This window comes from Pseudomonas sp. HP_12 (assembly GCF_055283955.1).
Window position 1 is genome coordinate 375,984 of sequence record NZ_JBTOQG010000012.1, and the last position, 22,018, is coordinate 398,001.

A 22,018-nucleotide genomic window follows, 5' to 3' on the forward strand; every position below is an offset into this window, starting at 1 on the left:
AATGAACAATCCAAGCCCTCTATTTATAAGTTTGCAACAGAGACTTGTGAAGCTTGAGTCTACTTTTCTCGGCGCTCAATTACAGGCTGAGTCAAACGAGCCCCTTACGTTTACAGTTGATCCAGATCAACTTGCTGCGTTCAGAGTTTTAGTTCATGCAGAAATTGAGGACTACCTTGAACGTAAAGCTCGCGAATCCATCGCACACCTTAAAGCAAAAATTCTGCCTCAAACCTTTACAATAAAATCTAATATAGAGCTTTTTTTACTAGCAAGTGTGTTTGGTGTAGATCTTCAAATAAAGCTTCCCTATGACGCTAACAGCTTGCACGGTTCGGTGCAGAAGCTTATTAGAGATATAGAGAGTTTTATAGGCGATAATAACGGAATAAAGGAGGGCTCTTTTGTAAAGCTGTCTTTGATATGCGGCAAAATGGCAGATGAGATTGATATAAATCTTATCAACATGCTAAATGTGTACGGTAAGGAAAGAGGGGACGTGGCGCACCAAAGTGCCTCACGTGTAAGGACACTTCAAGCGCCATCGACTGAAAGAACCAACGCTTTAGTTCTGATAAACGCCCTCGGAGATTTCTTTTATCCTGCTATTTAGTGCTAGATAAAAGCAGGCTTAGTCAAGCCTGCTTTTGGCAGCTGTCAGCTCCGCATTCAGCCGACCAACCTACCTATCTACAATAAATCCGCAGCATTTCCTGACGTTAAACTGCACCGTAAAACCGTACATCGAGCCGCACGTATCTTTCATCTTATATAACGCGATGTCTGCTACTGGCCGTTAGCGCCCGATCTAGGAGCCCACGAGGTCCGCAATTGTCTTCCAAACAACAGAGATAAGGAGACGCCCATTTATTTGACCTGGAAAATAAATCCGTCCCTTATTTGCGAGATCAGGTTTTGCGTCAGCCCCAGGCCTTTGGTGACAAGGCCCAGTGGCCGTGTCGATGCATCGCGGCGCACGCGCACCAACTTGTCGTAAAAGGTCGAGTCCTCGAACTGCAGCAGCGAAAGGGTCTGGGCCTTTTCCAGGATCATCAGATTGACCTTCTGCCCCAACTGCACCCGCAGCAGCGCCTGTTGCATTGAAAGCGCCCGTTGCGCCGCGGCCAGCAACGCCAATACGCCCGCCTCGGCCAGTACGTAACGCAGGACAGGCCATACCGGCGCCTGGCTGCCATTGGCGTGGATCTGCATCGCCTGAACCACCGCATCGACGATCCGCTGGCCGATCCAGGCAGCCAGCGCGGGCAAAATGCCGGCGATCAGCGTCGCCACGATCAAGCCGGCGAACAAGGGGCGGGAAGTCGCCCAAACAAGGCCGACCGCCCTGCCGCTCTGGGTTGAAAATGCAGTCAAACGATTGAACAACGACATCAAAGGCGCAGGCTCCGGATTGGCGGTGACGGGGAATTGTAGCGGCTAGTTCGGCACGCTTCCCCGGTCTTGTGGGTAGCCATCTGGATAATCAGGGGCGATTCAGGCTTTGCATAGAACTGCAGGCCACTCCGTCAGGGCGGTATAACCGTGCAGAGAGACTTGAGCTACGGATGTAACGGAAATGGGAACCCGCAGACAGCGGCCCAGTCCAAAACGCACAACAAACCAGGATGGGCAAATGACAGTGTTATCAACCGTTTTAGTGGTGGAAGATGACTGGCTCATTCGCAGTTTGATCCATGAAATTTTAGAGACGGAAGGCTTCGAGGTCGTCACAGCAGAGACAGGCGACGACGCTTGGGACTGGTTGTGCAAGACCTCGGGAGGGGCGGATCTCATCCTGTCCGACATCCATATGCCGGGTGGGCTGAGCGGTATTGGCTTGGCAAACCGGGTGCAAGCTCAATGGCCCCGCATCCCGGTGATCTTGTCCTCGGGAGGACGAGGGCAACAAATCCTGGAGTCTGGATATGCTCCCCTTTTCATTCCCAAACCTTGGCATTCCCTGGATATCGGCACCATTTGCCGGCGCGCCTTGGCTCTGGCAATAAACCGAGAGTGATGCTGCCGATCCCAGAGCGGTCACGTTGGAGAGTCTTTTTCCGAACCACTTCTTTTCAGACCTCGACCTGGTTCAAGAAACCAGGGGGCGAAGCAAGTAAGGCCTAGCGAGCAATCATGCCGGCAGCCTGCTCAGTGGCTTCAGTGGTACGCGTCGCCAACTTGCGAACCTCGTCGGCAACCACTGCGAAGCCACGACCCGCCTCACCCGCACGTGCAGCCTCAATGGCCGCATTGAGGGCCAAAAGGTTGGTCTGGCTGGCGATGCTCTGAATCGTCCCCACGATCTGGGACAATTGCTCGATATTGTGCTCAAGCGTTTGCTGGTGCTTGACCTCTGTTTCCCTCAGCATCTCCTGCTCGTGCTGCAGGTTGACGTCCACAAGCGCACCGACTACTCGCAGAGGCAGGCCTGCTGGGTCACGCTTGGTCTGGCCTCGCGCACGGAACCACCGATATTCGCCGCTTTTCATCCTCAGCCGGTACTCGATATCGAAGGGTGTCTTGCCTGATCTGTCACTCAGATGAGCCCCGAAGGCGCTGAGGCTTCTGTCCTTGTCATCCGGGTGTAACCTGGATGCCCAGCTGTCCAACACATCTGGAAACTCCTCAACCGTTTCGAAACCCAGCAACCGGCGGAACTGAGGTGACCACCAGAACGGGTTTTTGGGGTTTACAGGGTCTCCGGCAATGACCTCCATATCCCAAAGCCCATCCGAGAGCATTTCCCGAGCCAGCTCGAATCTGGTGATGATGACGTCGTGCTCCTGGTCCCGCTCCAGCTGGTCATGGATATCCCGGAGCGAGCCAGCGACCCGGATGGGCGTGCCTCGCTCGTCGCGGAGTGTCTCACCCTGTGCGTGGAACCAGCGATATGAACCGTCTTTCATGGCGAGCCGGTTATTGACTTTGTATGGGGTCATTCCGGACTCGTCGTTGAGATGGCGAGCGAAGGCGGCGAGTGTTGTCTGCTTGTCCTGCGGATGGAGCCGATCGGCCCAACTGGCGAGCACATTTGGAAAGTCTCTTTCGTCCTTGAAGCCCAGCAGGCTGCGGAATTGCTGCGACCACCAAAAGCGATTTCCGGGGTTGACCGGGTCGCCGGCCACGACCTCCATGTCCCAAAGACCTTCACTGGACGCGCGATTGACCAAATCGAATCTGATCTCGTGAGCTGACGCGGAGGCTGCTGATTCGCGAAGCAACTCGCGGGCATCCTCAAGCTCCTTTTCGAGTTGGGCTATGCGGGATTGGTATTGATCATTGGAGGACTGGATCAGGCGCCAGGCATCCAGCACTGCTGGACCTTCTTTGCACTGGGCGACCTCAGGATGTTCGCCGCTCATGATCGACGTCAGCAATTGCGTCAGGGCGCGACGATCGCGGCGAAGAAGGAAAAAATTGGGCATGGTGTAAAAGCTCGAAATGCGTGACGGGCCTCCTCCATGGCACCTTGCCATTCTTATCGTCTTGAGCGACAGAAACTTTATCGGTCTGGCTGAATAAATGGCCGTCAACCCGCTGAAATTCCTCAGTAATAGAGGATCTGCTTACGAGGTGTGTGTCTAACGAGCCACGCAGAGGGAACCATGGTCAGATCTGTTTTCCTGGCTTTGGCATGCCCCGCCTGACCAAGCCGTTCGCGATGCTGGATAGCGCTTCTTATCAGGCCGTAACGGGGCAGAGAGTCAGGCAGGAATGATCGAGATCTTGCCGTTCCGCTCCAGGATCGCGTACTTGATCTGCTCCACTCGTTCGAAACCCTGCTCTATTCGTGCGGCCTCCAGGATGTCGTCTTCCTGAATGCGGGCCTCGTGCATGCGATGCCGAAGGAACGCGCCGTTTTCAACGATGATCGTCGGCCCCCCATCGATCAGCTTGGCCAAGCGTTTGGAGCGCCGCTTGACGAGGGAAAGCCCGATGTCGATCACCATCAACGTCACGATGACAAGAATCGCATTGGTCACGGAGAAGTCATCGCCCAGCAGTGCTTGCTGGGTGGCTTCGCCAATGACCATCAGCAGCACGAAATCAAACGACGTCAACTCCCCCAATGATCGTCGGCCAGAAATCTTGAAGAGCACCATCAGTGCCAGATAAATCGCGCCCGCGCGTAGTACGGCATCCATTGAGCACCTATGGGTAAATGAACTGAGTGACTGGAATGTGGCCGCCGCCCACGACACTGATCTGACTTTTGAAAAGCCCGATGCCGTCGCTGCGCCATGAGATGAAGAGCGTGACGTGCCCGCTCTTGTCGGTGGGGAAAGTAAGGCTCAAACCCTCGGGACTGCCCATAGAGCTGACCGGCTGCGGCTGGATAGACTCGATGCTGAAGCCATCCAGCATTGGCTTGCCAATCGACAGCGTGACCTCTTTGCCCGGTTGCCCCGTGGCCTGAACGATCATTGGATTGGTCCCGCCCGCTCGGTGGAAACGCTCGTACTGCACCGTCAGGTCACCCTGCTCGCTCACCGATTCGAGCGTGCTGAGCGGGCCTCTGGAAAACAAGCCGAGCAATGTCAGGACGACCACCGCCGTCAGCACATACCAGCCAACCCTCTGGAACTTCCAGACCTTGCGCTGCAGCGCAATGTCCTCGGCCACGGGGTGTTCACGGTCCTGCATTTCCTGCTCTAAGAGGCTCATACGCATCACTCGTCGGGACTAGCGATGTGACTGCTTTGGTCTGTGGGAAGTTCTGGTGGGGTAAGCGGGTGCTGCTGATTTCGTGGGGGCGTTTGAGACGCTGAGCTCGTCTTTGGATTTAGCGCTTCGATCAGGCTAGGGGCTGCCATGGCCATGGATCTGCATGGCCTGAACCACCGCATCGACGATCCGATGGCCGATCCAGGCGGCAAGCGCGGGCAATACGCCGGCGATCAGCGTCGCCACGATCAAGTTGCTGAACAAGCCGTTGAACAAGGGGCGGGAAGTCGCCCAGACAAGGCCGACCGCCCTTCCGCTCTGGATTGGGCAATCAACTTTGAGGGTAGCGTTTAAATAGCTCGGTAGCTTCCCAGCGTGTCGCATGTGCCTGCAAGGATGGGAAAGCATTCGCCCTGACCACATCAGCGACCATCAACTGAATGAACGACCAGGCGACGGCGCTGGTGATGTCGACCTGTCCCGGCCTATCTGGCGCAACCGGTTGCGGTCCCGACATTAGGGCATCCCATGCGCGACAAGCAGCCAACAACTGCTGGGTTACCCGGTCCAGCCAAGGCTGATGGCGTTTTTCCTCCGGTCGCAGTTTGTATTCGTAAACGATCTGCACTGCCTTTTCACAGGCAGCCAACGCCAGCCCCAAGATCCGCAGCGATGCGGCCAGAGGCAAAGCCTGGTGTGGCATCAATTTTTGCTCAGCCGGGCTCAGCGCCTCGAAGTAGTCGATGATCAGCGTCGAATCCATCAACACGCTACCGTCATCCAGCACCAAACTCGGTGCCTTCACCACCGGGTTGATCGCACCGAATGCTTCGTAATCGCGGAATACCGAAAGCGTCGCGTGCTCGAACGACACACCCATGACATCCAGCGAAATAGCCACACGGCGAACATAGGGGGAATCCAGCATCCCAATCAGTTTCATAAAGCGCACTCCTTTCTGGTGGGATCAATCCTATTTCTTGGCTTTGCGGCAGAGAAGCGGAATTTGGTGTTTCCAGGGAGTACAGGCGATGTCGTCAGGCTAAGAGCGTTGGTTGACGGTGGCGAAGGTACGCCAGACGGCCGGGGTAGATACCCCGAATATCACGCAGTCGGCCGCAGTCGACCCAGAGCGGCCGCTCAGCATGTGACTAAAACGGGACACAAGCAGCCGCTCGCCACCTACAAAACCATGAACACCTCAAACCAAAAATGATCAACGCCCGGCAACAGTCAATGACACGCACCGGGCGATTCAATTCACACCACCTTCAGCACGATTTTGCCGATATGGTCGCCCTGCTCCATTCGCTGATGCGCTTGTGCTGCGTCGGCGAGAGGGAAAACACGGTCAATGATCGGCAGGCATTCGCCTTGACTGAGCAGCGGCCAGACATTGGCCAGTACGGCGCGAGCAATCTCGGCTTTTTCCTCCGCGCTGCGCGAACGCATCATCGACCCGGTCACCGAGCCTTGCTTTTCCATCAGCGCCAGCAGATTGAAGTCCTTGACGGAGTTGCCGCCCAGAAAACCGATAATGACCAGTCGACCGCGTCGTGCGAGTGACGCCACGTTGCTCTCGAAATAGCTCCCGCCCATGATGTCGAGAATCACGTCCACGCCCTTCTCGTGGGTTTGCCGGGCGATCTCCTGAGCGAAGTCCACCTCGCGGTAATTGATCGCTTCGCCACCCAGCGCGCGGATTCGGTCGCACTTTTCCTGGCTGCCGGCCGTTGCAAAAGCCTTGATCCCCAAGGCCTTGCACAGCATGAGCGCGGTCGTGCCGATGCCGCTGGTGCCGCCATGGATCAATACGGTGCAGCCCTCTTGGGCACGGCCCAGCTCGAAAAGGTTGGCCCACACGGTAAAGAATGTTTCCGGAATGGCCGCGGCCTGAATCATGTCCACGCCGTCGGGGACCGGTAATGATTGGGTGGCCGCCACAACGCAGTATTCGGCGTAACCACCGCCATTGGTCAGCGCACATACCTTGTCGCCCAGCTTGAAGTCGGCCACCTTTGCGCCAACCCCAACGACCTCACCGGCCACTTCCAACCCGGGCACAGGGGTCATGCCGGGTTTCATCGGGTATTTGCCCGAACGCTGTATGACATCGGGACGATTGATGCCGGCGGCGTGAACCCTGATCAGCAGCTCGTGATCACCGGGCGTCGGCACATCGGCCTGCATTAGCTTTAAAACTTCGGGGCCACCGGGTTCGGTGATCTCGATGTAGTTCATACGGTTTGGCAGATTCATGGTTCACCTTTTGTTGAGAGGGCTAATTGTTGAGAGGGCTGAAGACTCTGAAAGCTGAACGTCAAAGACATTCAGCTTTTTTAGCGGCCCATAGAATCAACCGTCGACTGTGAACCTCAGTCCGGCTTTTTCAGTCAGTCGCTTGAGCAGCGCCTCATTCAACGCCGCCGCGGGCGTCCAGCAACCGCCCGGGGTCTCCTCACGTGTCACATCGAACGCCAGCGCCATCGCTGACTCGGCCAACATTTTGGAGGTCGACAGGTAGCCCGGATCCTCGTCGCAACTCACGGATGCCTTGAGCACCTGACCGTCTGCCAGTTCTGCGATGAACAACACATCATAAAAGCCTGCATCAAGCTCCTTCTGTGTCGGCCCTTGCCCCGGTTGCGGATGACCGCCCTCATTGAAAGAGAAGCCTGCCAGACCAAGCTCATCGTCTTCGCTCGGTTGCGCACTGAGCATGAGCATTTCGTCGTATTGAAACGACGTGCCCCACAGGTGCCCTTCCAGCAAGTTTGTGCGATGCACCGCCTTGGAATTGATGCCAGACATTATGAAAGGGCCGACCCAGCTCTGAGCCAGTTCATCCCGGTAGGGGGTCTGATCATCAGGTTGCTCGACGCCTCTGAATCCCGGTGTGTAGGCAAACGGATCGGCCACCAGTGCGCCAAGCGCAGGATCCTGCGCCGCCGCTGCCACCACAGCATCGACACTCAGGAACGTGCCACCGGACAGCACGCCTTGCATGCTGCGTACGCGACCCCGGATCCGAGGCGCGTAGCGAGCAAACTTCTTCATGACCTGCTGCTGGGTGAACCATACGCCGAGGTCGAACGGCACCGAATCGAAACCACAGGAGAACACCAGTCGCGCGCCCGATGCCTGGGCTTGGGCCTGATGGCTGCCGATCATTTGGGCAATCCAGGGAATCTCTCCCGAGAGGTCGACGTAGTCCGTTCCCGTCTCGGCGCAGGCTGCCACCAGGTCCGAGCCGTAAACCGAAAACGGCCCTGCGGTGGTAATCACGACCCGGGTCGCGGCAACCATCTCGCGCACGGACGCGCGGTCTTGGGCATCGGCCACGATCAGCGGCAGCGCTGCGGCGTCTGCCCAACTGTCCCGAATGGCTTCCAGCTTGCTCAAGCTGCGACCGGCGATGGCCCATTTAACAGGGCCGTCGACGCCGTATTGAGCGAAGAGGTATTCAGCGACCAGCCGACCGGTGTAGCCCGTAGCGCCAAAAATGATCACATCGAATGTTTGTTTGCTCATGGAAAAGATGATTCCTGAAAGTGCCGCGAAGCGAAGGCGACACTCTAGCCATCCTGCCTACAAATGATTAGATGGTATGGTTGGAATAGACCTATAACCGCAGAGCATCAATCGTGCGCGACAATGTCACCGACCTCCTGGCCCTCCTGCGGGTCGCCCGTGAAGGCAGTTTTACCAAAGCGGCGGCGCAGCTTGGCGTTTCCCAGCCTGCGCTGAGCCGCACCATCACCAAACTGGAATCGCGCCTGGGTGTGCAATTGCTGACCCGCAGTACCCGCAGCGTCGCACCGACCGAAGCTGGCGCGCGCCTGATCGACAGCATCGGGCCGCATTTTGACGGGATCGAGTCAGGCCTCAACGAGCTGAGCGAACTCAGCGGCATGCCGGCGGGTAGCCTGCGCATCACCTCCATGGAGCACGCAACCCATCTCGTCCTTGCCCCGGCTGCGCTGCAATTGATGATCGACTATCCGGGCATCAAGGTTGAAATCAACGACAGCTACGCATTGGTCGACATCGTTGCAGAGCGCTTCGATGCCGGTATCCGCCTGGGGGCGCAGCTGGCTCAGGACATGATCAGCATGCCCATCGGCCGGGATTTTCGCCTGGCACTAGTGGCCGCCCCCGCCTATCTGGAACACCGCGCTAAACCACTGACGCCACAGGATCTGACCGAGCACGCCTGTATCAACCTGCGCCAGCCCACCTCGGGAGGACTGTGGGCTTGGCCTTTCGCAAAAAACGGGAGAGAAATCAAAGTACGCGCCGACGGGCATCTGGTGAGTAACAACATCTGGCTCATGCGTGATTTTGTCAGGGCGGGCGCCGGACTGGGCTACTTCCCGGAGCATCTGGTCGAGCAGGATCTGGCACAAGGTCGCCTGGTGCGGCTGATGGAGGACTGGACTGGCACCGTCACCGGGTATCACCTTTACTACCCAAGCCGGCGCCAACACAAACCGGCTTTTCGTCTGCTTCTGGATGCGCTGCGTGAGCAGTCAGGGCGCTGAATGTCTTCTTTTGGCCGAAAGCAGACGGTCGCAGATGCGTCAGCGTAGGATAGCGGGATAAATACAGCGGGGGCGCGAACCATGCGCACTACTTTCACATGTAGCCAGGCTCGTCGAAGACTCCGTCGTCTGATCGCTTTGACCGCTAAGGGCCACACCTTTGTCATCACCAAGAATGGTCGACCGGTGTGTAGGCTCTCAGGCATCAAGAATGAAGGTTGCTGAATACCATTAGAGTTAGCTCAGGCTGTGAGTCGCCATCCGCGAGCGACGGCGATCGGCTCAAAGCAGCCAGGTGTTAGGCCACTTCCGATTTTTTAAAAGCTCGGTTGGAACAGATCACTTGCTGACATTGATCAACCAAGCATTGGTTACGCTGTCTCTAAATTTAGTGGCTAGCATGCCTCGCTTACCGGAAATTGGATCAAAATAATTTATAAACGTGAGTTTTGGAGGGCTCGTATTCCAGTTCATGAGCGCACCATAGAGCACCACCGCGTGCTCCATGTTATCACCAGTCTTGAATGTAAAAATGACTGGCCGACCCTCGTCCAATGATTTGAGAATCTTCGATATAGGCGGCATGCTTTTATAATGATCCGATTGGACCGTCCAATAGCTCCCGTCCGCTGAAAAATGCCAAGAATTTAGAAAGCTGGTCATTTGCCCTGCGTCTGCCGTCGCTGCCTCTAGGCTTCCTTTTGTGGCATTTACGACGTCAAATTGGTTCCAGTCTACACCCTGCGCCTTGATTGCCATGGCTATTGACGCCGCCCAACACCAGAAGGGCGTCTGCTGTTCCTCGGTGACTTGATAAAATGCCACCGAATCAACTACATAGAAGTCTTTAGCTGATGCATGGAGGGGAGCCAATGCCAGTAGGAGAGATACCATCCATGGGATAAGAGGTGACTGCTTCGTGCCAACGGCGGCTTTGATATCCTTATCGCGCTGCAATTATTAGTACTCTAACTTGGGGCTGGGATTCAAAATTACTCCTCCTCATATCTCTTGGCCAGCGGGATTTCATGGTGGTGATCACTAAGATGGCGTCGGTTGGATGACCGCCTGCTAGGGAACCGGCCGAGGGATCGCAAAAACCTAAGCAGTTTTCTTTAAATGCTCGTTGTAAAAATATGATATACAGCCTAGAGTAAATTCAATTAAAGCCTGCCAGTCCTCGTCGTTACATTCTAACATTTCATCAGGCCAAAACTGGTGAGCAACCTGGTTGCGTAATACATAGTACTTTTCTACGGTCCGACTAACAAAATCAGATTTCGTCATGTCACTATCATTAGTTTCAGGCTTTGTCTCGGCTGTGAAAGGCCTGCAATTTTCATAAAGAATTATAAAGGCAGAATAGTTGTGATTAGAGTACTCTTTAAATAACCGAGAAATTGAATCTCGCTCAACTCTTTTCCATCCAAGCTCTTTGTGGCAAAGTCGTGCAAAATCGAGTGCCTTTACGTCCAGGATACCCCCGGCCGTCCGTAGCCTATCAAGCAAAGCGTTTGCTCGCGGCAATACAAAAACGAACTCTAGCGTTCTGTAAACTTCTAAAAAAGCATGCTTCAAGAGCGGAGTGGCCATTGCCTCGAAAAAATTACTTTCGATCAGGCGGTCTTTTTCCTGAAGAAAAATTTCTCGAATTATAGATAATGACGCGGGCGATAAAAAATTTCGACCTCTTAAGTCCGAATCAAATGTTAGCAAGTAATTTGCAACATATTGCCCAGAAGTGTGCTTTTCGAAAACGGACGCTTCGCTCAGCTGAAAGACTGTAATCATCTCCAATGATTCAATTACTACGTCTATCTCAACTCCATCCGGCCCGCCAGCTGGCCCTACTATAAACTCGTCGATCCATTGAGGATCAAGGTTTTTTGCTCGAAGCTCCAGTTGATCGGCTAAAAAAAGATATATAGAGCCGGGAACATCAATAGTACTAATGGTTGAGTCGCTTTGCTCCTCTAGCGATTCAAGGTCTTCTTCAGAAACCCGAATTTTTAAGGCTATGCAATAATAGCCTTCATGTAAAAATTCAATTGCCTTAGAGCCGTTATAGCACTCCCAGCGATCCCCAGGAATCAAATCTCTTAGTGCTGCAATTTCCCCGCCAAGGTCTTTTGGTTTGGTTAACCTCCCTCTCACGGGATCACCATTACGGTCCGAAAATTTTGCCAACACCTCACCAGACAATTCGATCACATTTTTGCTCATCTATAGGCTGACCAGCAAGGCGTGAGGGTTTCCAGAGTTTCGGCATAAGCAAACATATGTTCAAAAGCTCTAAAGAAAAACTCCCTTTCATACTCCCCGATACGACCGGATCGAGCAGAGATTTTTTGGTTCAATGTCAAGTAGTCAATGAACTCTTCCTTGTTAGGAACTCTCAATATCTTATCGGTAATATTGGAGACACTGCTACTCAGACTCGCCAACCGTTGAGGGAGGTTGATGAAGTCAAATGGATAGCCAGGCTTTCCTAACAAATGTTGCGCGGCAGCGGCAGCAAATCCAATGCTAGCTGGAGCACTTGTAAAAATGTCTCGCCCCTCTTTAAATCTAGTACTTGAATCCAAGTGTTCAGGCGCGGTGGCGGTGGTTGAAAGTGCAACATCCAAAGCAGCTAATAGCTTCATAGTTTCTATGAAGGTGGGTAGCGCTTGTTCGTTTGCTGTTGCCTCTGTAGCCTCCATTCGTGCAAAGTCTTCAGCAACCTTTTCCTTTACTTCAATATGAGGCTTTCTTGAACTGAATGCCAAAAATAATTCTACAATTCTAGTGGATCGGTATTGGCCAGCACCACTTCTCCGTTCTTTTTCGTCGATATTAAAAACGTCAATACTTGGTACGTGCTTCTCAATCTCAATTAATACTTGTTTGTAAATTGTCTCCAACTGGCGCTTGATATCCCATGGAACTTGACCTGTATTCAGTACCAGCATTCGATATACCAAACTATCGATATTTTTTGCCAGCCAAAGATCAATTCTGATAGATTGGGAGTAATTACCTTCCTCGCAATCGTTGATAGCTGAATTCAGTGCAGTTGTTCGCTGCATCCCATCAATAATTGAAAGGCTCGCCGTCTCTATCGACCTTAGTAACTCTGAAAATTGCTCATTGGTTCTACATTTTGTCGCTTGCTCAAAGGTCTCGTCAGAAACGACAGCCCCAATAACAATTGGTGGAAGGATCGCTCCAGCCAATATGTCATCAATCATGCGTTTTCGGATATTAATACCGGTTTTCGTTTTTAGAGGAGCTCTTTGCCCAGGTATACCGCCATTTTCAGCATAGACCTCCTCAACGAGAGTCAAATACTCTCTAACATTCAAGAGGCCTAAACCCGACACACATTTAACTCGTTTATCTTCTAAAAAAATAGATTCCATGATTTTCCTTAGACCCTTAAGTCGTCACCGGATCGTTGGCCTGTGGAGAATTGCATATGCACAGCAAGTAAATGATGCCCACCATACACGAGAGCCTTACTCAAGGCCTCCATATTTGTCAACGGGGGCAGACCTCAGAATGATCATTTTGGTACCTTACAGGGAGCGCTTTTTGGTCAAGGATAGCCGGTTCAGGATTCGTCGTCAGACACGAAATACGAATGTCCGAAAGATACGGCCCAATTATTGCTGGTTGCGTTCGAGCTTTCTCTGTGGCGAAACGTCTCCGCCACAAAATCGATGAAGGCGACTGCCGACGCTACGGCTAGTCGGCGTGCCGAGGCTGAAGTCCACGATGCTGTCCATCCCGCCCGTGGCCTGTACCATATAGGCCGCGCAACTTAGCCACATTCTTGGTCAGTTGACCCGGGTTACGAAGGACCATGCGAATATTTTCCGCTCCTTTCGTCGCATCAGTGATGCTGTCAGGTACTAGCTCCCAATCGTTGTTGTTGTTGTAGCGGTGCTGGCAGATTTCCCCGGCTGCGTCCTTAAACCGACTGTCTGTCGATGGAATCTGCTGGAGATCGAACAGACGACTCAAAAACTCAACGTCATCCAACTGCCCATTCCAAGCCACATTCTCCAATCGGAGTCCATCTATGATTTTGACACAGACTTACCGCGGAAGATCTGACGCATCCAGCCGCCAATCAGCACGCTGCTCTTTGGCGGGCCCAATCTTGGCTGAGTACCAGTCTTGGGTCTCGTACTCGATGGCCGTTTTTAGCCTTGCGGTAATCTGCTCTTCCGGCTGGCTACGTTTTGCGCCGAGGCGGGCATAGTCTTGTGCAGGAAGTTTGAACTGTAGCTGCAAAATATTTGTGCCATCGTTCCATTTATCGCATCCCGTCAACTCAACCTTAGCGGGGTAATCACGCACGATAGAAGCTACGTCACTCATACCCTCTGCGCGTAGAAGCCCGTGGACGGTCGCAAATGTTTGTTCAATCTCGTCAATCTGCTCCATCATTCTGTCCCCATCCATAGTCGTTACGAAGCCTATCTTAGCTAGCGTGGCGGTGTCCGCTTTTGGCCGGTAGCGGACGCTGGTGACAACCCACTATTGGCCGCCAGCTCACACCAACGCTCTAGTCTGATTGGACTCAGTGCGGTTTCGTCATCATCATGAAATCGCAGGTTGGCAGGACACATCGTCCCGGGAAATATAGACGTCAGTGATCCGAATAAGCCATCGGGAAAGCAGTTAACGAGAAGAGGCTATGGAAATGTCAGACGTCACGCTCGCCCGGGTAACGCGCACCGATCTCGACGAGCTCCTACACGCGAATCGGGAAAGCCGGGACTACCACGGCCGCTGGGTACAGCCCTTCACAACCACTGCAGGATTCGAGGAGTGGTACTCCGCTCAAATCACAGGCGCGAGCGTTGGCCTACTGGCTCGCGATACAGAATCGGGTCAGATCGTTGGAGTGACCAACCTAAGCCAGATTTTCTATAAAGGATTTCAGAACGCGTATCTCAGCTATTGGGGCATGGTCTCGTTTGCCGGGACGGGAAGGATGTCCCAGGCGGTGGAACTGACGACGAGGTATGCCTTTGAAGAGCTGGGTCTTCACCGTATCGAGGCCAATATTCAACCTGAAAATGTGCGTTCAATCGCGCTGGTCAAGCGTCTCGGATTTCGGAAAGAGGGGTTCTCCCCGAAATACCTGCAGATCGCCGGGGTCTGGTGCGATCACGAGCGCTGGGCGCTTCTGGCCGATGAGCGTTAATCAGCGAGCAGTGCCGTTGCACATCCAAGCTCACTGCCCAATGATCTGCTTCAGCCCTTCCCCTTCAACTCCGTCAGCTTCTGCATTACCCCCGCCGCCGTCTGTTCGCCCATCAACTGCCCACGCACTTTGCCCTTGTCGTCGATGATGTAGGTTACCGGCAGGGCTTCGCTTTTCGGCAGGTCGAATTGTTCGGCCGGGTCTTGGGCCACCACGGTGAAGGTGATGCCCAGCGCCTTGCTGGCGCTCTTCAGGTCTTCGCCCTGGAGGTTGTCGAAATTGACGCCGAATACGCTGACGTTCTGGCCTTTGATCTGCTCGGACAGTGTGTTCAGTTCGGGGATTTCGGTCCGGCAAGGGCCGCACCATTCGGCCCAGTAATTGACCACCAGCCAGTGCTTGTCGACGCGGCTGCTGGCGACTTTCTCGCCATTCTGATCCGTGCCCAGGTCCACGCCGCACCCGCTGAGCAACAGACTTCCAATCAGTGCTGCTGCCGCTGCCAATCGCCTTGCCATGATGCTGTTTCCTTCTAGGTGCTCTTTTTTCCAGATGCACGCCACGCCGATTCTGCATCGCTCGCCGCGTGTTACCGGTCGTTACCGTGACGCAGGTAGAATAGCCGCCACCTCAGGCAAGATGCGACCCGCAAATGACCGATCTCACGCTTTATCACAACCCGCGTTGCACCAAATCCCGCGGCACGCTGGAATTGCTTGATGCCCGCGGCCTGACGCCAACCATCATTCATTACCTCGAAACCCCGCCCGACGCCGCGCAACTGCGGGACCTGCTGGGCAAGCTCGGCATCGGTGCTCGCGGGCTGCTGCGCACCGGTGAAGACGAGTACAAAACCCTGAACCTGGCTGACGCCAGCCTGAGCGACGAGCAGCTGATCGCCGCCATGGCGGCCCATCCCAAGTTGATCGAGCGCCCCATTCTCGTCGTTGGCGACAAGGCGGTGATTGGCCGTCCGCCGGAAAACATTCTGGAGATCCTGCCGTGAGCGCGCCCTATATTCTGGTTCTGTTTTACAGCCGTAACGGCGCAACCGCGGAGATGGCGCGGCAGATCGCCCGTGGTGTCGAGATGACCGGCATGGAAGCGCGTCTGCGCACGGTGCCGGCAGTGTCCACTGACTGCGAAGCGGTGGCGCCGAGCATTCCGGAGGCCGGCGCCTTGTACGCCACCCTCGACGACCTGAAAAACTGCGTAGGCTTGGCCCTCGGCAGCCCGACCCGCTTCGGCAACATGGCCGCGCCGCTCAAGTACTTTCTCGACGGCACCAGCAACCTGTGGCTGACCGGCGCACTGGTGGGCAAACCTGCCAGCGTGTTCACCTCCACCGCCAGCCTGCACGGCGGCCAGGAAACCACGCTGTTGTCGATGCTGCTGCCCCTGCTGCACCACGGCATGCTGATCAGCGGCCTGCCCTACAGCGAAGCGGCGTTGATCGAAACCCGTGGCGGCGGCACGCCTTATGGCGCCAGTCATCACGCCGGTGCCGACGGCAAGCGCGCGCTGGATGAGCACGAAACCACGCTGTGCCGTTCGCTGGGTCAGCGGCTGGCGAAAACCGCGCTGTTGCTCAACCCGCCGCAGGCCTAGACAGCTCAAGGCGTTGCTCGCGCTCGATTGCTGGAACGCCTTGCTCAAACCGGGTCAAACACAGAGCCCCTGCCGGGGTTCTGCGTCAGCGCTCGGAAATGCGCTAAGTCACCGATCGCGCACATGAATTTTGTTTTGGAGAGGGCATGCAAGACTACAAATGGCTCCACGAATACTGTCTCAACCGCTTTGGTTCCGTCGCCGCCCTCGAGGCGCATCTGCCGACCCCCGCTACGACTAAAAAACTCAAAGCCCTCAGCGACGACCGTTACCTGTCGACCATGGCGCTGCGGGTCTTTCGTGCCGGCCTCAAACACAGCCTGGTGGACGCCAAATGGCCGGCCTTCGAGCAGGCCTTCTTCGGCTTCGATCCGGAAAAGGTCACGCTGATGGGCGGCGATCACCTGGAACGCCTGATGCAGGACGCGCGGATCATCCGTCATCTGGGCAAGCTCAAGAGCGTGCCGCGCAACGCCCAGTTGATCCTCGACATCGCCCACGAACACGGCAGCTTCGGCAATTTCATCGCGGAATGGCCGGTCACCGATATCGTCGGGCTGTGGCGTTACCTGTTCAAGCACGGCAATCAGATGGGCGGGCTGTCGTCGCCGCGCTTCCTGCGCATGGTCGGCAAGGACACCTTCATCCCCAGCCATGACGTGGTCGCGGCGCTCAACGCGCAGAAGATCGTCGACCGCGTGCCCAGCAGTCAGCGTGATCAGGCGGCGGTGCAAGCGGCGTTCAATCAGTGGCATGCCGAGAGCGGACGGCCGATGTGTCAGCTGTCGATGATGCTGTCTTACACCGCCAACCATTGATCGTTTCTCCGGCGGAGTGAAAAGACACAGCGCGTAACAAATCGGACGTCGTATACAATATTCGCCGTCCCCTACTGCTGAGTCATTCGCGTGCCCTTCCTTCTTCCTGACGCCCCCAACCTCGGTGTCGCGCCCTCCGCGTCCGAGGTGATTGCCAAGTACCTGCGCGAGTCAATCATCTCCGGCCAGTTCGCCGAGGACGAGCCGATTCGTCAGGACGACATCGCCCGCGTGTTCAACGTCAGCAAGATCCCCGTGCGTGAAGCGCTCAAACGTCTGGAAGCTGAAGGGCTGGTGCAGTTCCAGCGCAACAAGGGTGCCGTGGTCACGCGGATTTCCGAGCCGGAGCTGGCGCAGATTTTTGAAGTACGGGTGCTGCTGGAAGTGCAAGCCATCCGCCTCGCCGTGCCGCGAATGACCACCGCTCAGCTGGATCGGGCCCGGGCCATCTGTGACGAATTCATGCGCGATGACGACATCGGACGCTGGGCCGAGCTGAACTGGGCGTTCCACACCTGCCTGTATGAGGCGGCGCAACGGCCGTTTTTGCTGAACATGATTCGCTCGATCCACGACAAGGTTGAACGCTACCTCCGCGTGCAAATGAGTTTCGACGAAGGCAAAGCGCGCGCCGACCTGGAACACCGCGAGATCCTCAAGGCCTGTGCCGATCGTGACGTGGACAAAGCCGCCGAACTGATCGAGCACCACATCATCGGCGTCTGCCGAACCCTCTACGCCCACCTCCCCCACGCGGTGCTCAGCGAGATCTGAACGACTGGCGACTGTGCCGATTTCGTCATTGGCGAGGGTGAAATCGGTCAAGACCCTGGGCGACGTACGCGCCACTCTATTGGCAATAGTGATGACGCCTTCCCGGCTGAAGCCGGTCCCACTAGGGATCGTCGTAGCCAGTTCCATCGGGTGCACGCGTTGCTTTTAGAGGGACCGGCTTTAGCCGGGAAGAGGTCAGTGTGAACACCATAAATCTCGGGTGCGACGACCGGCGCCTTCCCGGCTGAAGCCGGTCCCACAAGGGATCGTTGTAGCCAGTTACATCGGATGTACGCAGCGCTTTTAGTGGGACCGGCTTTAGCCGGGAAGAGGCCAGTGTGAACACCATAAATCTCCGATGTGGCGACCGACGCTTTCCCGGCTGAAGCCGGTCCTACAAGGGATCGTCGAAGCCAGTTCCATTGGGTGTACGCAGTCCCACCAGGGATCGTCGAAGCCAGTTCCATTGGGTGTACGCAGTCCCACAAGGGATCGTCGAAGCCAGTTACATTGGGTGTACGCAGTCCCAGCAGGGATCGTCGTAGCCAGTTCCAGACTCAGTCCAACAGGGGAATACATGAAACGCATCCAGATCCTCGATTCTCATACCGGCGGCGAGCCGACGCGGCTGGTACTCGACGGGTTCCCCGATCTTGGGCGGGGCAGCATGGCCGAGCGGCGTCAGTTGCTGGCTGAGCGGTTCGATGACTGGCGGGCGGCGACGGTGCTCGAACCGCGGGGCAGCGATGTGCTGGTCGGGGCGCTGCTGTGTGAGCCGGTGGATCCCGAATCCTGCGCCGGGGTGATCTTTTTCAACAACAGCGGCTACCTGGGCATGTGCGGCCACGGCACCATCGGGCTGGTGGTGTCGCTGGCGCATCTGGGCAAGATCGGCCCCGGCGTGCACCGCATCGAAACCCCGGTCGGCACAGTTCAGGCCACGCTGCACGACGACCGCTCGGTCAGCGTCGACAACGTGCCCTCCTACCGCTACCGCAAGGATTTCGTCATCGAGGTGCCCGAACTGGGCAGCGTGACCGGTGACATCGCCTGGGGCGGCAACTGGTTTTTCCTGATCGCCGACCACGGCCTGAGCGTCGCCGCCGACAACCTCGACGCCCTTACCGATTACACCTGGAAGGTCCGTCAGGCGCTGGAAAGCCAGGGCATTCGCGGTGAAGACGGCGGCGTCATCGACCACATCGAGCTGTTCGCCGACGACGACCACGCCGACAGCCGCAACTTCGTCCTCTGCCCCGGCAAAGCCTACGACCGCTCGCCCTGCGGCACCGGCACCAGCGCCAAACTGGCGTGCCTGGCGGCAGACGGCACACTTCAGCCCGGCACCCTTTGGCAGCAGGCCAGCGTGATCGGCAGTCAGTTCGAAGGCCATTTCGTCTGGGAGCACGGCGAGCGGCAGACGGGCGACCGCATCGTGCCGACGATTCGTGGCCGCGCTTACATCAGCGCCGAAGCCACTTTGTTGCTGGACGACGAAGACCCGTTCGCCTGGGGCATTCGCTCGTGACCGATGCGCCCACGCTGCAAGGCCATGCTGCTGATGTGATCGTCATCGGCGGCGGCATCGTCGGTGCGGCGTGTGCGGATGAGCTGGCATCCCAGGGTTTGCACGTGCTGGTGCTGGATTGTCAGCGCCCGGCCGCGACCGCTGCGGGGATGGGTCACTTGGTTGTTCTCGATCACAGTGCTGCCGAGTTGGCGCTGGGGGAATATTCGGTCAGGGCCTGGCGCGAGCTGGCGCCGCAGATGCCGGACGACTGCGCCATGCGCACCAACGGCACCCTGTGGCTGGCCTGCAACGAAGAAGAAATGCAAGAAGCCGAGCGCAAACAAACCGCGCTGAGCGAATACGGTCTGGCCTGCGAGTTGCTGTCCGGCGCCGAACTGGCAAAAGCCGAGCCGTCGTTGCGATCCGGCCTGCTCGGCGCCTTGAAGGTCAGCGGCGACGGCATTCTGTACGCGCCTAATGCCGCGCGCTGGCTGTTGCACCGTCAACCCGAACGGGTTGTCCAGCGTCAGGCCGAAGTCGTGGAAGTCCAGGGCAACCGTGTTCGGCTGGCGAATGGTGAATGGCTGCAAGCCCCCGCCGTTGTGCTGGCCAGCGGCATCTACGCCCGCGAGCTGTGCCCTGACCTGCCGTTGCAAGCGAAGAAAGGCCACCTGTTGATCACCGACCGTTACCCCGCGCAGATCACCCATACGCTGGTCGAATTGGGGTACGTCACCAGCGCCCACAAGGGCAACGGCCCGTCGGTGGCGTTCAATGTGCAGCAGCGCCCGACTGGCCAATTGTTCATCGGCTCATCGCGGCAGTTCGACACCCATGATCCGCAGGTCGATGCGGCCATGCTCGGGCAGATGCTGCGCCGGGCCATGGATTTCCTCCCAGGCCTCGGCGACATGAACGGCCTTCGCAGCTGGACCGGCTTTCGTTCCGCCAGCCCCGACGGTCAGCCGCTGATCGGCCAGCACCCGCATCAGCCCGGCCTGTGGCTGGCGGTCGGGCACGAAGGCCTCGGCGTCACCACGGCAACCGGCACCGCCCGCCTGCTCGCCGCGCAAATGCTGCGCACACCGCCGCCCCTCGCCGTTGAACCGTATTTGCCCCATCGTTTTATCGGAGCCCGCGCCCATGCCTGAGTTGAGCATCGACGGTCAGCCTTTTTGCTTCGCCCAAGGCACCACGGTGGCCGCCGCGCTGATGTCCAGCGGTGATCGTTGCAGCCGCACGTCGGTCAGCGGCCAGCGTCGCGCGCCCTTGTGCGGCATGGGGATTTGCCAGGAATGCCGGGTGAGCATCGACGGCCTGCGCCGATTGGCCTGCCAGACGATCTGCCGCGACGGCATGCGCGTCGAGACTCAGCCATGACTGAGCATGTCGATCTGCTGATCATCGGCGCAGGTCCGGCCGGCATGGCGGCGGCCCTGGCTGCGGCGCCTTACGGGCTGAGCATCGCCCTGCTCGACGACAACCCGCTGCCGGGCGGGCAGATCTGGCGCGACGGCCCGAACGCTGAGGTGCCGAAACAGGCTCACGATATGCGCGGGCAGTTGCAGGGTTTCAGCAACGTTCGCCTGCACAGCGGCTGCAAGGTGGTCGCGCTGGCGGGGCCGAAGCGCTTGTTGCTGGAAGACGCCGAGCGCGGCTGGGTGTTGAATTACGACAAACTGATTCTGTGCACCGGCGCGCGGGAGCTGTTGCTGCCCTTCCCCGGCTGGACCCTGCCGGAGGTCACCGGCGCCGGCGGCTTGCAGGCGCTGATCAAAGGCGGCCTGCAGGTGACAGACGAACGCATCGTGATTGCCGGGACTGGCCCGCTGTTGCTGGCATCGTCGGCGACCGCGCAAAAGCATGGCGCCGAGGTTGTGCGCGTTGCCGAGCAGGCGCCTTTGAGCGCCGTCGCCGGTTTCGGCGCCGGGCTGTGGCGCTGGCCGAACAAGGCGATTCAGGCGATTACCCTGGCGAGTGCCGCCTATCGAACGTCGGCCCATGTGCTGGCGGCGCTGGGCACGGATCGGCTCGAAGGCGTGCGCGTTCGGGTGGGTGAGAAGATTGAAGAGCTGGCCTGCGAGCGGCTGGCCTGTGGCTTCGGTCTGGTGCCCAACGTCGAGATCGGCCGGGCGCTCGGCTGTACTGTTCAGGATCAGGCCATCATAGTGGATGAGTGGCAGGCGACGCGTCTGGCCGATCACTTCGCAGCGGGTGAATGCACCGGTTTCGGTGGCAGTGAACTGGCATTGGTCGAAGGGCGGATTGCCGGGCTGGTGGCGGTCGGTGAACGGGAAAAGGCGCGAGGCTTGTGGGCTGAGCGGCAGCGCTGGCAGGGTTTTGCGGATCGGTTGAACACAGCGTTCCGCCTCAATCCCGCGCTGAAACACTTGGCGATGCCGGAAACGCTGGTCTGCCGCTGCGAAGACGTGCGTTACGCGGACCTGGCGGATCATGGCAGTTGGACCGGGGCCAAACTCGCCACCCGTTGCGGGATGGGCGCGTGTCAGGGGCGGATCTGTGGGACGGCGGCGCAGACGTTGTTCGGCTGGGAACCTCCGTTGTTGCGCCCGCCGTTCAGCCCGGCGCGGATCTCGACGCTGGCGTGTCTGGACGAGGGTGCCCCTGTTTAAAGCGCCTGATTTATTAAATTGCGTGAGTGAACGGGGTGGCGCTCCGCATTGCTCACAAAGACGGTGTTTCGAACGCGTAATATCCAGCGGATGTCTCGGCCCCTTCGCGAGCAAGCTCGCTCCCACAGTTTCTTCGTCTGCCGGGATCTCGGCGCTCAGAGCGCTGTTCCTAGAGGACTGATTTATTGATACGGCGGCTCCAGTCGCCCCTCGACTAGCCGCCGCATCGAACATCCCGCATCATCGACCCATCCCCGCCCGGCCCTCCTGCC

The 22,018-nt window shown here is 57.3% G+C and carries 24 protein-coding genes and 4 pseudogenes; 13 read left to right on the plus strand and 15 right to left on the minus strand.

From position 1 onward, the window contains the following. Nucleotide 1: 1 nt before the first annotated feature. Nucleotides 2-613: a hypothetical protein gene (locus ACYASU_RS11720; protein ID WP_463582889.1), complete on the plus strand. Its 612-nt coding sequence runs from the start codon at nucleotides 2-4 to the stop codon at nucleotides 611-613. 284 nt (nucleotides 614-897) lie between these two features. Here the strand turns inward: ACYASU_RS11720 and ACYASU_RS11725 are convergent. Further along, nucleotides 898-1,392: pseudogene (locus tag ACYASU_RS11725) on the minus strand (ABC transporter ATP-binding protein); the annotation flags it as partial. Nucleotides 1,393-1,633: 241 nt separating this feature from the next. Between ACYASU_RS11725 and ACYASU_RS11730 the strand changes: the two are divergent. Then, on the plus strand, nucleotides 1,634-2,017 hold the full coding sequence (locus tag ACYASU_RS11730; protein ID WP_192172880.1) for a response regulator: 384 nt from the start codon (nucleotides 1,634-1,636) through the stop codon (nucleotides 2,015-2,017). Between the two features lie 112 nt (nucleotides 2,018-2,129). On the opposite strand, the pseudogene ACYASU_RS11735 reads toward ACYASU_RS11730, so the two are convergent. The 8 genes and pseudogenes from ACYASU_RS11735 to ACYASU_RS11770 form a co-directional block, all read right to left on the minus strand. Further along, nucleotides 2,130-2,399, minus strand: a pseudogene (locus ACYASU_RS11735) (methyl-accepting chemotaxis protein); the annotation flags it as partial. A gap of 15 nt (nucleotides 2,400-2,414) precedes the next feature. Further along, nucleotides 2,415-3,476 (minus strand): annotated as a pseudogene (locus tag ACYASU_RS11740) (PAS domain-containing protein); the annotation flags it as partial. A gap of 228 nt (nucleotides 3,477-3,704) precedes the next feature. Continuing rightward, nucleotides 3,705-4,145 carry a DUF421 domain-containing protein gene (locus tag ACYASU_RS11745; RefSeq protein WP_346630636.1) on the minus strand — a complete coding sequence of 147 codons (441 nt, stop codon included), beginning with the start codon at nucleotides 4,143-4,145 and terminating at the stop codon, nucleotides 3,705-3,707. A gap of 7 nt (nucleotides 4,146-4,152) precedes the next feature. Continuing rightward, nucleotides 4,153-4,665 (minus strand): hypothetical protein, encoded by a 513-nt coding sequence (locus ACYASU_RS11750; RefSeq protein ID WP_463582890.1) that lies wholly within the window; start codon nucleotides 4,663-4,665, stop codon nucleotides 4,153-4,155. A gap of 153 nt (nucleotides 4,666-4,818) precedes the next feature. Next, a pseudogene (locus ACYASU_RS11755) lies at nucleotides 4,819-5,049 on the minus strand (hypothetical protein); the annotation flags it as partial. Further along, entirely contained in the window at nucleotides 4,997-5,608 is a 612-nt protein-coding gene (locus ACYASU_RS11760; RefSeq protein WP_463582891.1) for a glutathione S-transferase, read from the minus strand. The pseudogene ACYASU_RS11755 and the gene ACYASU_RS11760, both read right to left, overlap by 53 nt. Before the next feature lie 317 nt (nucleotides 5,609-5,925). After that, entirely contained in the window at nucleotides 5,926-6,924 is a 999-nt protein-coding gene (locus ACYASU_RS11765) for an NAD(P)H-quinone oxidoreductase (protein WP_463582892.1), read from the minus strand. 96 nt (nucleotides 6,925-7,020) lie between these two features. Further along, the gene (locus ACYASU_RS11770; protein WP_463582893.1) at nucleotides 7,021-8,196 is read right to left on the minus strand and encodes a saccharopine dehydrogenase family protein; all 1,176 of its coding nucleotides are present in this window, start codon (nucleotides 8,194-8,196) and stop codon (nucleotides 7,021-7,023) included. A 110-nt stretch (nucleotides 8,197-8,306) separates the two neighbouring features. Between ACYASU_RS11770 and ACYASU_RS11775 the strand changes: the two genes are divergently transcribed. After that, a complete protein-coding gene (locus ACYASU_RS11775; RefSeq protein WP_463582926.1) occupies nucleotides 8,307-9,206 on the plus strand; it encodes a LysR family transcriptional regulator in 900 nt (299 codons plus the stop codon). Between the two features lie 81 nt (nucleotides 9,207-9,287). Beyond that, the gene (locus tag ACYASU_RS11780; protein WP_463582894.1) at nucleotides 9,288-9,431 is read left to right on the plus strand and encodes a type II toxin-antitoxin system prevent-host-death family antitoxin; all 144 of its coding nucleotides are present in this window, start codon (nucleotides 9,288-9,290) and stop codon (nucleotides 9,429-9,431) included. A 114-nt stretch (nucleotides 9,432-9,545) separates the two neighbouring features. Here the strand turns inward: ACYASU_RS11780 and ACYASU_RS11785 are convergent, their stop codons facing one another. From ACYASU_RS11785 to ACYASU_RS11805, 5 genes are all read right to left on the minus strand, one after another. Then, the gene (locus ACYASU_RS11785) at nucleotides 9,546-10,163 is read right to left on the minus strand and encodes a C39 family peptidase (RefSeq protein ID WP_463582895.1); all 618 of its coding nucleotides are present in this window, start codon (nucleotides 10,161-10,163) and stop codon (nucleotides 9,546-9,548) included. 144 nt (nucleotides 10,164-10,307) lie between these two features. Then, entirely contained in the window at nucleotides 10,308-11,429 is a 1,122-nt protein-coding gene (locus ACYASU_RS11790) for a hypothetical protein (RefSeq protein ID WP_463582896.1), read from the minus strand. Continuing rightward, nucleotides 11,426-12,607: a hypothetical protein gene (locus tag ACYASU_RS11795; protein ID WP_463582897.1), complete on the minus strand. Its 1,182-nt coding sequence runs from the start codon at nucleotides 12,605-12,607 to the stop codon at nucleotides 11,426-11,428. The genes ACYASU_RS11790 and ACYASU_RS11795 overlap by 4 nt, the downstream gene beginning before the upstream one ends. 325 nt (nucleotides 12,608-12,932) lie before the next feature. Continuing rightward, nucleotides 12,933-13,247, minus strand: a complete 315-nt coding sequence (locus ACYASU_RS11800; RefSeq protein ID WP_463582927.1) for an abortive infection family protein — start codon at nucleotides 13,245-13,247, stop codon at nucleotides 12,933-12,935. Nucleotides 13,248-13,286: 39 nt separating this feature from the next. Then, nucleotides 13,287-13,640: a hypothetical protein gene (locus ACYASU_RS11805; protein ID WP_463582898.1), complete on the minus strand. Its 354-nt coding sequence runs from the start codon at nucleotides 13,638-13,640 to the stop codon at nucleotides 13,287-13,289. 250 nt (nucleotides 13,641-13,890) lie between these two features. Between ACYASU_RS11805 and ACYASU_RS11810 the strand changes: the two genes are divergently transcribed. Further along, on the plus strand, nucleotides 13,891-14,403 hold the full coding sequence (locus ACYASU_RS11810) for a GNAT family N-acetyltransferase (RefSeq protein WP_463582899.1): 513 nt from the start codon (nucleotides 13,891-13,893) through the stop codon (nucleotides 14,401-14,403). A 50-nt stretch (nucleotides 14,404-14,453) separates the two neighbouring features. Here the strand turns inward: ACYASU_RS11810 and ACYASU_RS11815 are convergent, their stop codons facing one another. After that, entirely contained in the window at nucleotides 14,454-14,921 is a 468-nt protein-coding gene (locus tag ACYASU_RS11815; protein ID WP_463582900.1) for a TlpA family protein disulfide reductase, read from the minus strand. A 134-nt stretch (nucleotides 14,922-15,055) separates the two neighbouring features. Between ACYASU_RS11815 and arsC the strand changes: the two genes are divergently transcribed. From arsC to ACYASU_RS11855, 8 genes are all read left to right on the plus strand, one after another. After that, nucleotides 15,056-15,409, plus strand: coding sequence for an arsenate reductase (glutaredoxin) (arsC, locus tag ACYASU_RS11820; protein ID WP_463582901.1), 354 nt, complete (start codon nucleotides 15,056-15,058; stop codon nucleotides 15,407-15,409). After that, nucleotides 15,406-16,011: an NAD(P)H:quinone oxidoreductase gene (gene wrbA / locus ACYASU_RS11825; RefSeq protein WP_463582902.1), complete on the plus strand. Its 606-nt coding sequence runs from the start codon at nucleotides 15,406-15,408 to the stop codon at nucleotides 16,009-16,011. The genes arsC and wrbA overlap by 4 nt, the downstream gene beginning before the upstream one ends. Before the next feature lie 146 nt (nucleotides 16,012-16,157). Continuing rightward, nucleotides 16,158-16,829 carry a DNA-3-methyladenine glycosylase I gene (locus tag ACYASU_RS11830; RefSeq protein ID WP_205487018.1) on the plus strand — a complete coding sequence of 224 codons (672 nt, stop codon included), beginning with the start codon at nucleotides 16,158-16,160 and terminating at the stop codon, nucleotides 16,827-16,829. Nucleotides 16,830-16,919: 90 nt separating this feature from the next. Next, on the plus strand, nucleotides 16,920-17,603 hold the full coding sequence (locus tag ACYASU_RS11835) for a GntR family transcriptional regulator (RefSeq protein ID WP_463582903.1): 684 nt from the start codon (nucleotides 16,920-16,922) through the stop codon (nucleotides 17,601-17,603). Between the two features lie 577 nt (nucleotides 17,604-18,180). Next, entirely contained in the window at nucleotides 18,181-19,131 is a 951-nt protein-coding gene (locus tag ACYASU_RS11840) for a 4-hydroxyproline epimerase (protein WP_463582904.1), read from the plus strand. Next, nucleotides 19,128-20,264: an NAD(P)/FAD-dependent oxidoreductase gene (locus ACYASU_RS11845; RefSeq protein ID WP_463582905.1), complete on the plus strand. Its 1,137-nt coding sequence runs from the start codon at nucleotides 19,128-19,130 to the stop codon at nucleotides 20,262-20,264. Before ACYASU_RS11840 ends, ACYASU_RS11845 begins: the two co-directional genes overlap by 4 nt. Beyond that, nucleotides 20,257-20,493, plus strand: a complete 237-nt coding sequence (locus tag ACYASU_RS11850; RefSeq protein ID WP_282371243.1) for a (2Fe-2S)-binding protein — start codon at nucleotides 20,257-20,259, stop codon at nucleotides 20,491-20,493. Before ACYASU_RS11845 ends, ACYASU_RS11850 begins: the two co-directional genes overlap by 8 nt. Further along, the gene (locus ACYASU_RS11855) at nucleotides 20,490-21,746 is read left to right on the plus strand and encodes an FAD-dependent oxidoreductase (protein WP_463582906.1); all 1,257 of its coding nucleotides are present in this window, start codon (nucleotides 20,490-20,492) and stop codon (nucleotides 21,744-21,746) included. Before ACYASU_RS11850 ends, ACYASU_RS11855 begins: the two co-directional genes overlap by 4 nt. Nucleotides 21,747-22,018: the final 272 nt, after the last annotated feature.

Excerpts from the sequence above, each read along its gene's own strand:
- ACYASU_RS11720 (WP_463582889.1), top strand. The coding sequence starts at position 2 with ATGAACAATCCAAGCCCTCTATTTATAAGTTTGCAACAGAGACTTGTG.
- ACYASU_RS11730 (WP_192172880.1), top strand. The coding sequence starts at position 1,634 with ATGACAGTGTTATCAACCGTTTTAGTGGTGGAAGATGACTGGCTCATT.
- ACYASU_RS11745 (WP_346630636.1), bottom strand. The coding sequence starts at position 4,145 with ATGGATGCCGTACTACGCGCGGGCGCGATTTATCTGGCACTGATGGTG.
- ACYASU_RS11750 (WP_463582890.1), bottom strand. The coding sequence starts at position 4,665 with ATGAGCCTCTTAGAGCAGGAAATGCAGGACCGTGAACACCCCGTGGCC.
- ACYASU_RS11760 (WP_463582891.1), bottom strand. The coding sequence starts at position 5,608 with ATGAAACTGATTGGGATGCTGGATTCCCCCTATGTTCGCCGTGTGGCT.
- ACYASU_RS11765 (WP_463582892.1), bottom strand. The coding sequence starts at position 6,924 with ATGAATCTGCCAAACCGTATGAACTACATCGAGATCACCGAACCCGGT.
- ACYASU_RS11770 (WP_463582893.1), bottom strand. The coding sequence starts at position 8,196 with ATGAGCAAACAAACATTCGATGTGATCATTTTTGGCGCTACGGGCTAC.
- ACYASU_RS11780 (WP_463582894.1), top strand. The coding sequence starts at position 9,288 with ATGCGCACTACTTTCACATGTAGCCAGGCTCGTCGAAGACTCCGTCGT.
- ACYASU_RS11790 (WP_463582896.1), bottom strand. The coding sequence starts at position 11,429 with ATGAGCAAAAATGTGATCGAATTGTCTGGTGAGGTGTTGGCAAAATTT.
- ACYASU_RS11795 (WP_463582897.1), bottom strand. The coding sequence starts at position 12,607 with ATGGAATCTATTTTTTTAGAAGATAAACGAGTTAAATGTGTGTCGGGT.
- ACYASU_RS11805 (WP_463582898.1), bottom strand. The coding sequence starts at position 13,640 with ATGATGGAGCAGATTGACGAGATTGAACAAACATTTGCGACCGTCCAC.
- ACYASU_RS11810 (WP_463582899.1), top strand. The coding sequence starts at position 13,891 with ATGGAAATGTCAGACGTCACGCTCGCCCGGGTAACGCGCACCGATCTC.
- ACYASU_RS11815 (WP_463582900.1), bottom strand. The coding sequence starts at position 14,921 with ATGGCAAGGCGATTGGCAGCGGCAGCAGCACTGATTGGAAGTCTGTTG.
- arsC (WP_463582901.1), top strand. The coding sequence starts at position 15,056 with ATGACCGATCTCACGCTTTATCACAACCCGCGTTGCACCAAATCCCGC.
- ACYASU_RS11830 (WP_205487018.1), top strand. The coding sequence starts at position 16,158 with ATGCAAGACTACAAATGGCTCCACGAATACTGTCTCAACCGCTTTGGT.
- ACYASU_RS11840 (WP_463582904.1), top strand. The coding sequence starts at position 18,181 with ATGAAACGCATCCAGATCCTCGATTCTCATACCGGCGGCGAGCCGACG.
- ACYASU_RS11850 (WP_282371243.1), top strand. The coding sequence starts at position 20,257 with ATGCCTGAGTTGAGCATCGACGGTCAGCCTTTTTGCTTCGCCCAAGGC.
- ACYASU_RS11855 (WP_463582906.1), top strand. The coding sequence starts at position 20,490 with ATGACTGAGCATGTCGATCTGCTGATCATCGGCGCAGGTCCGGCCGGC.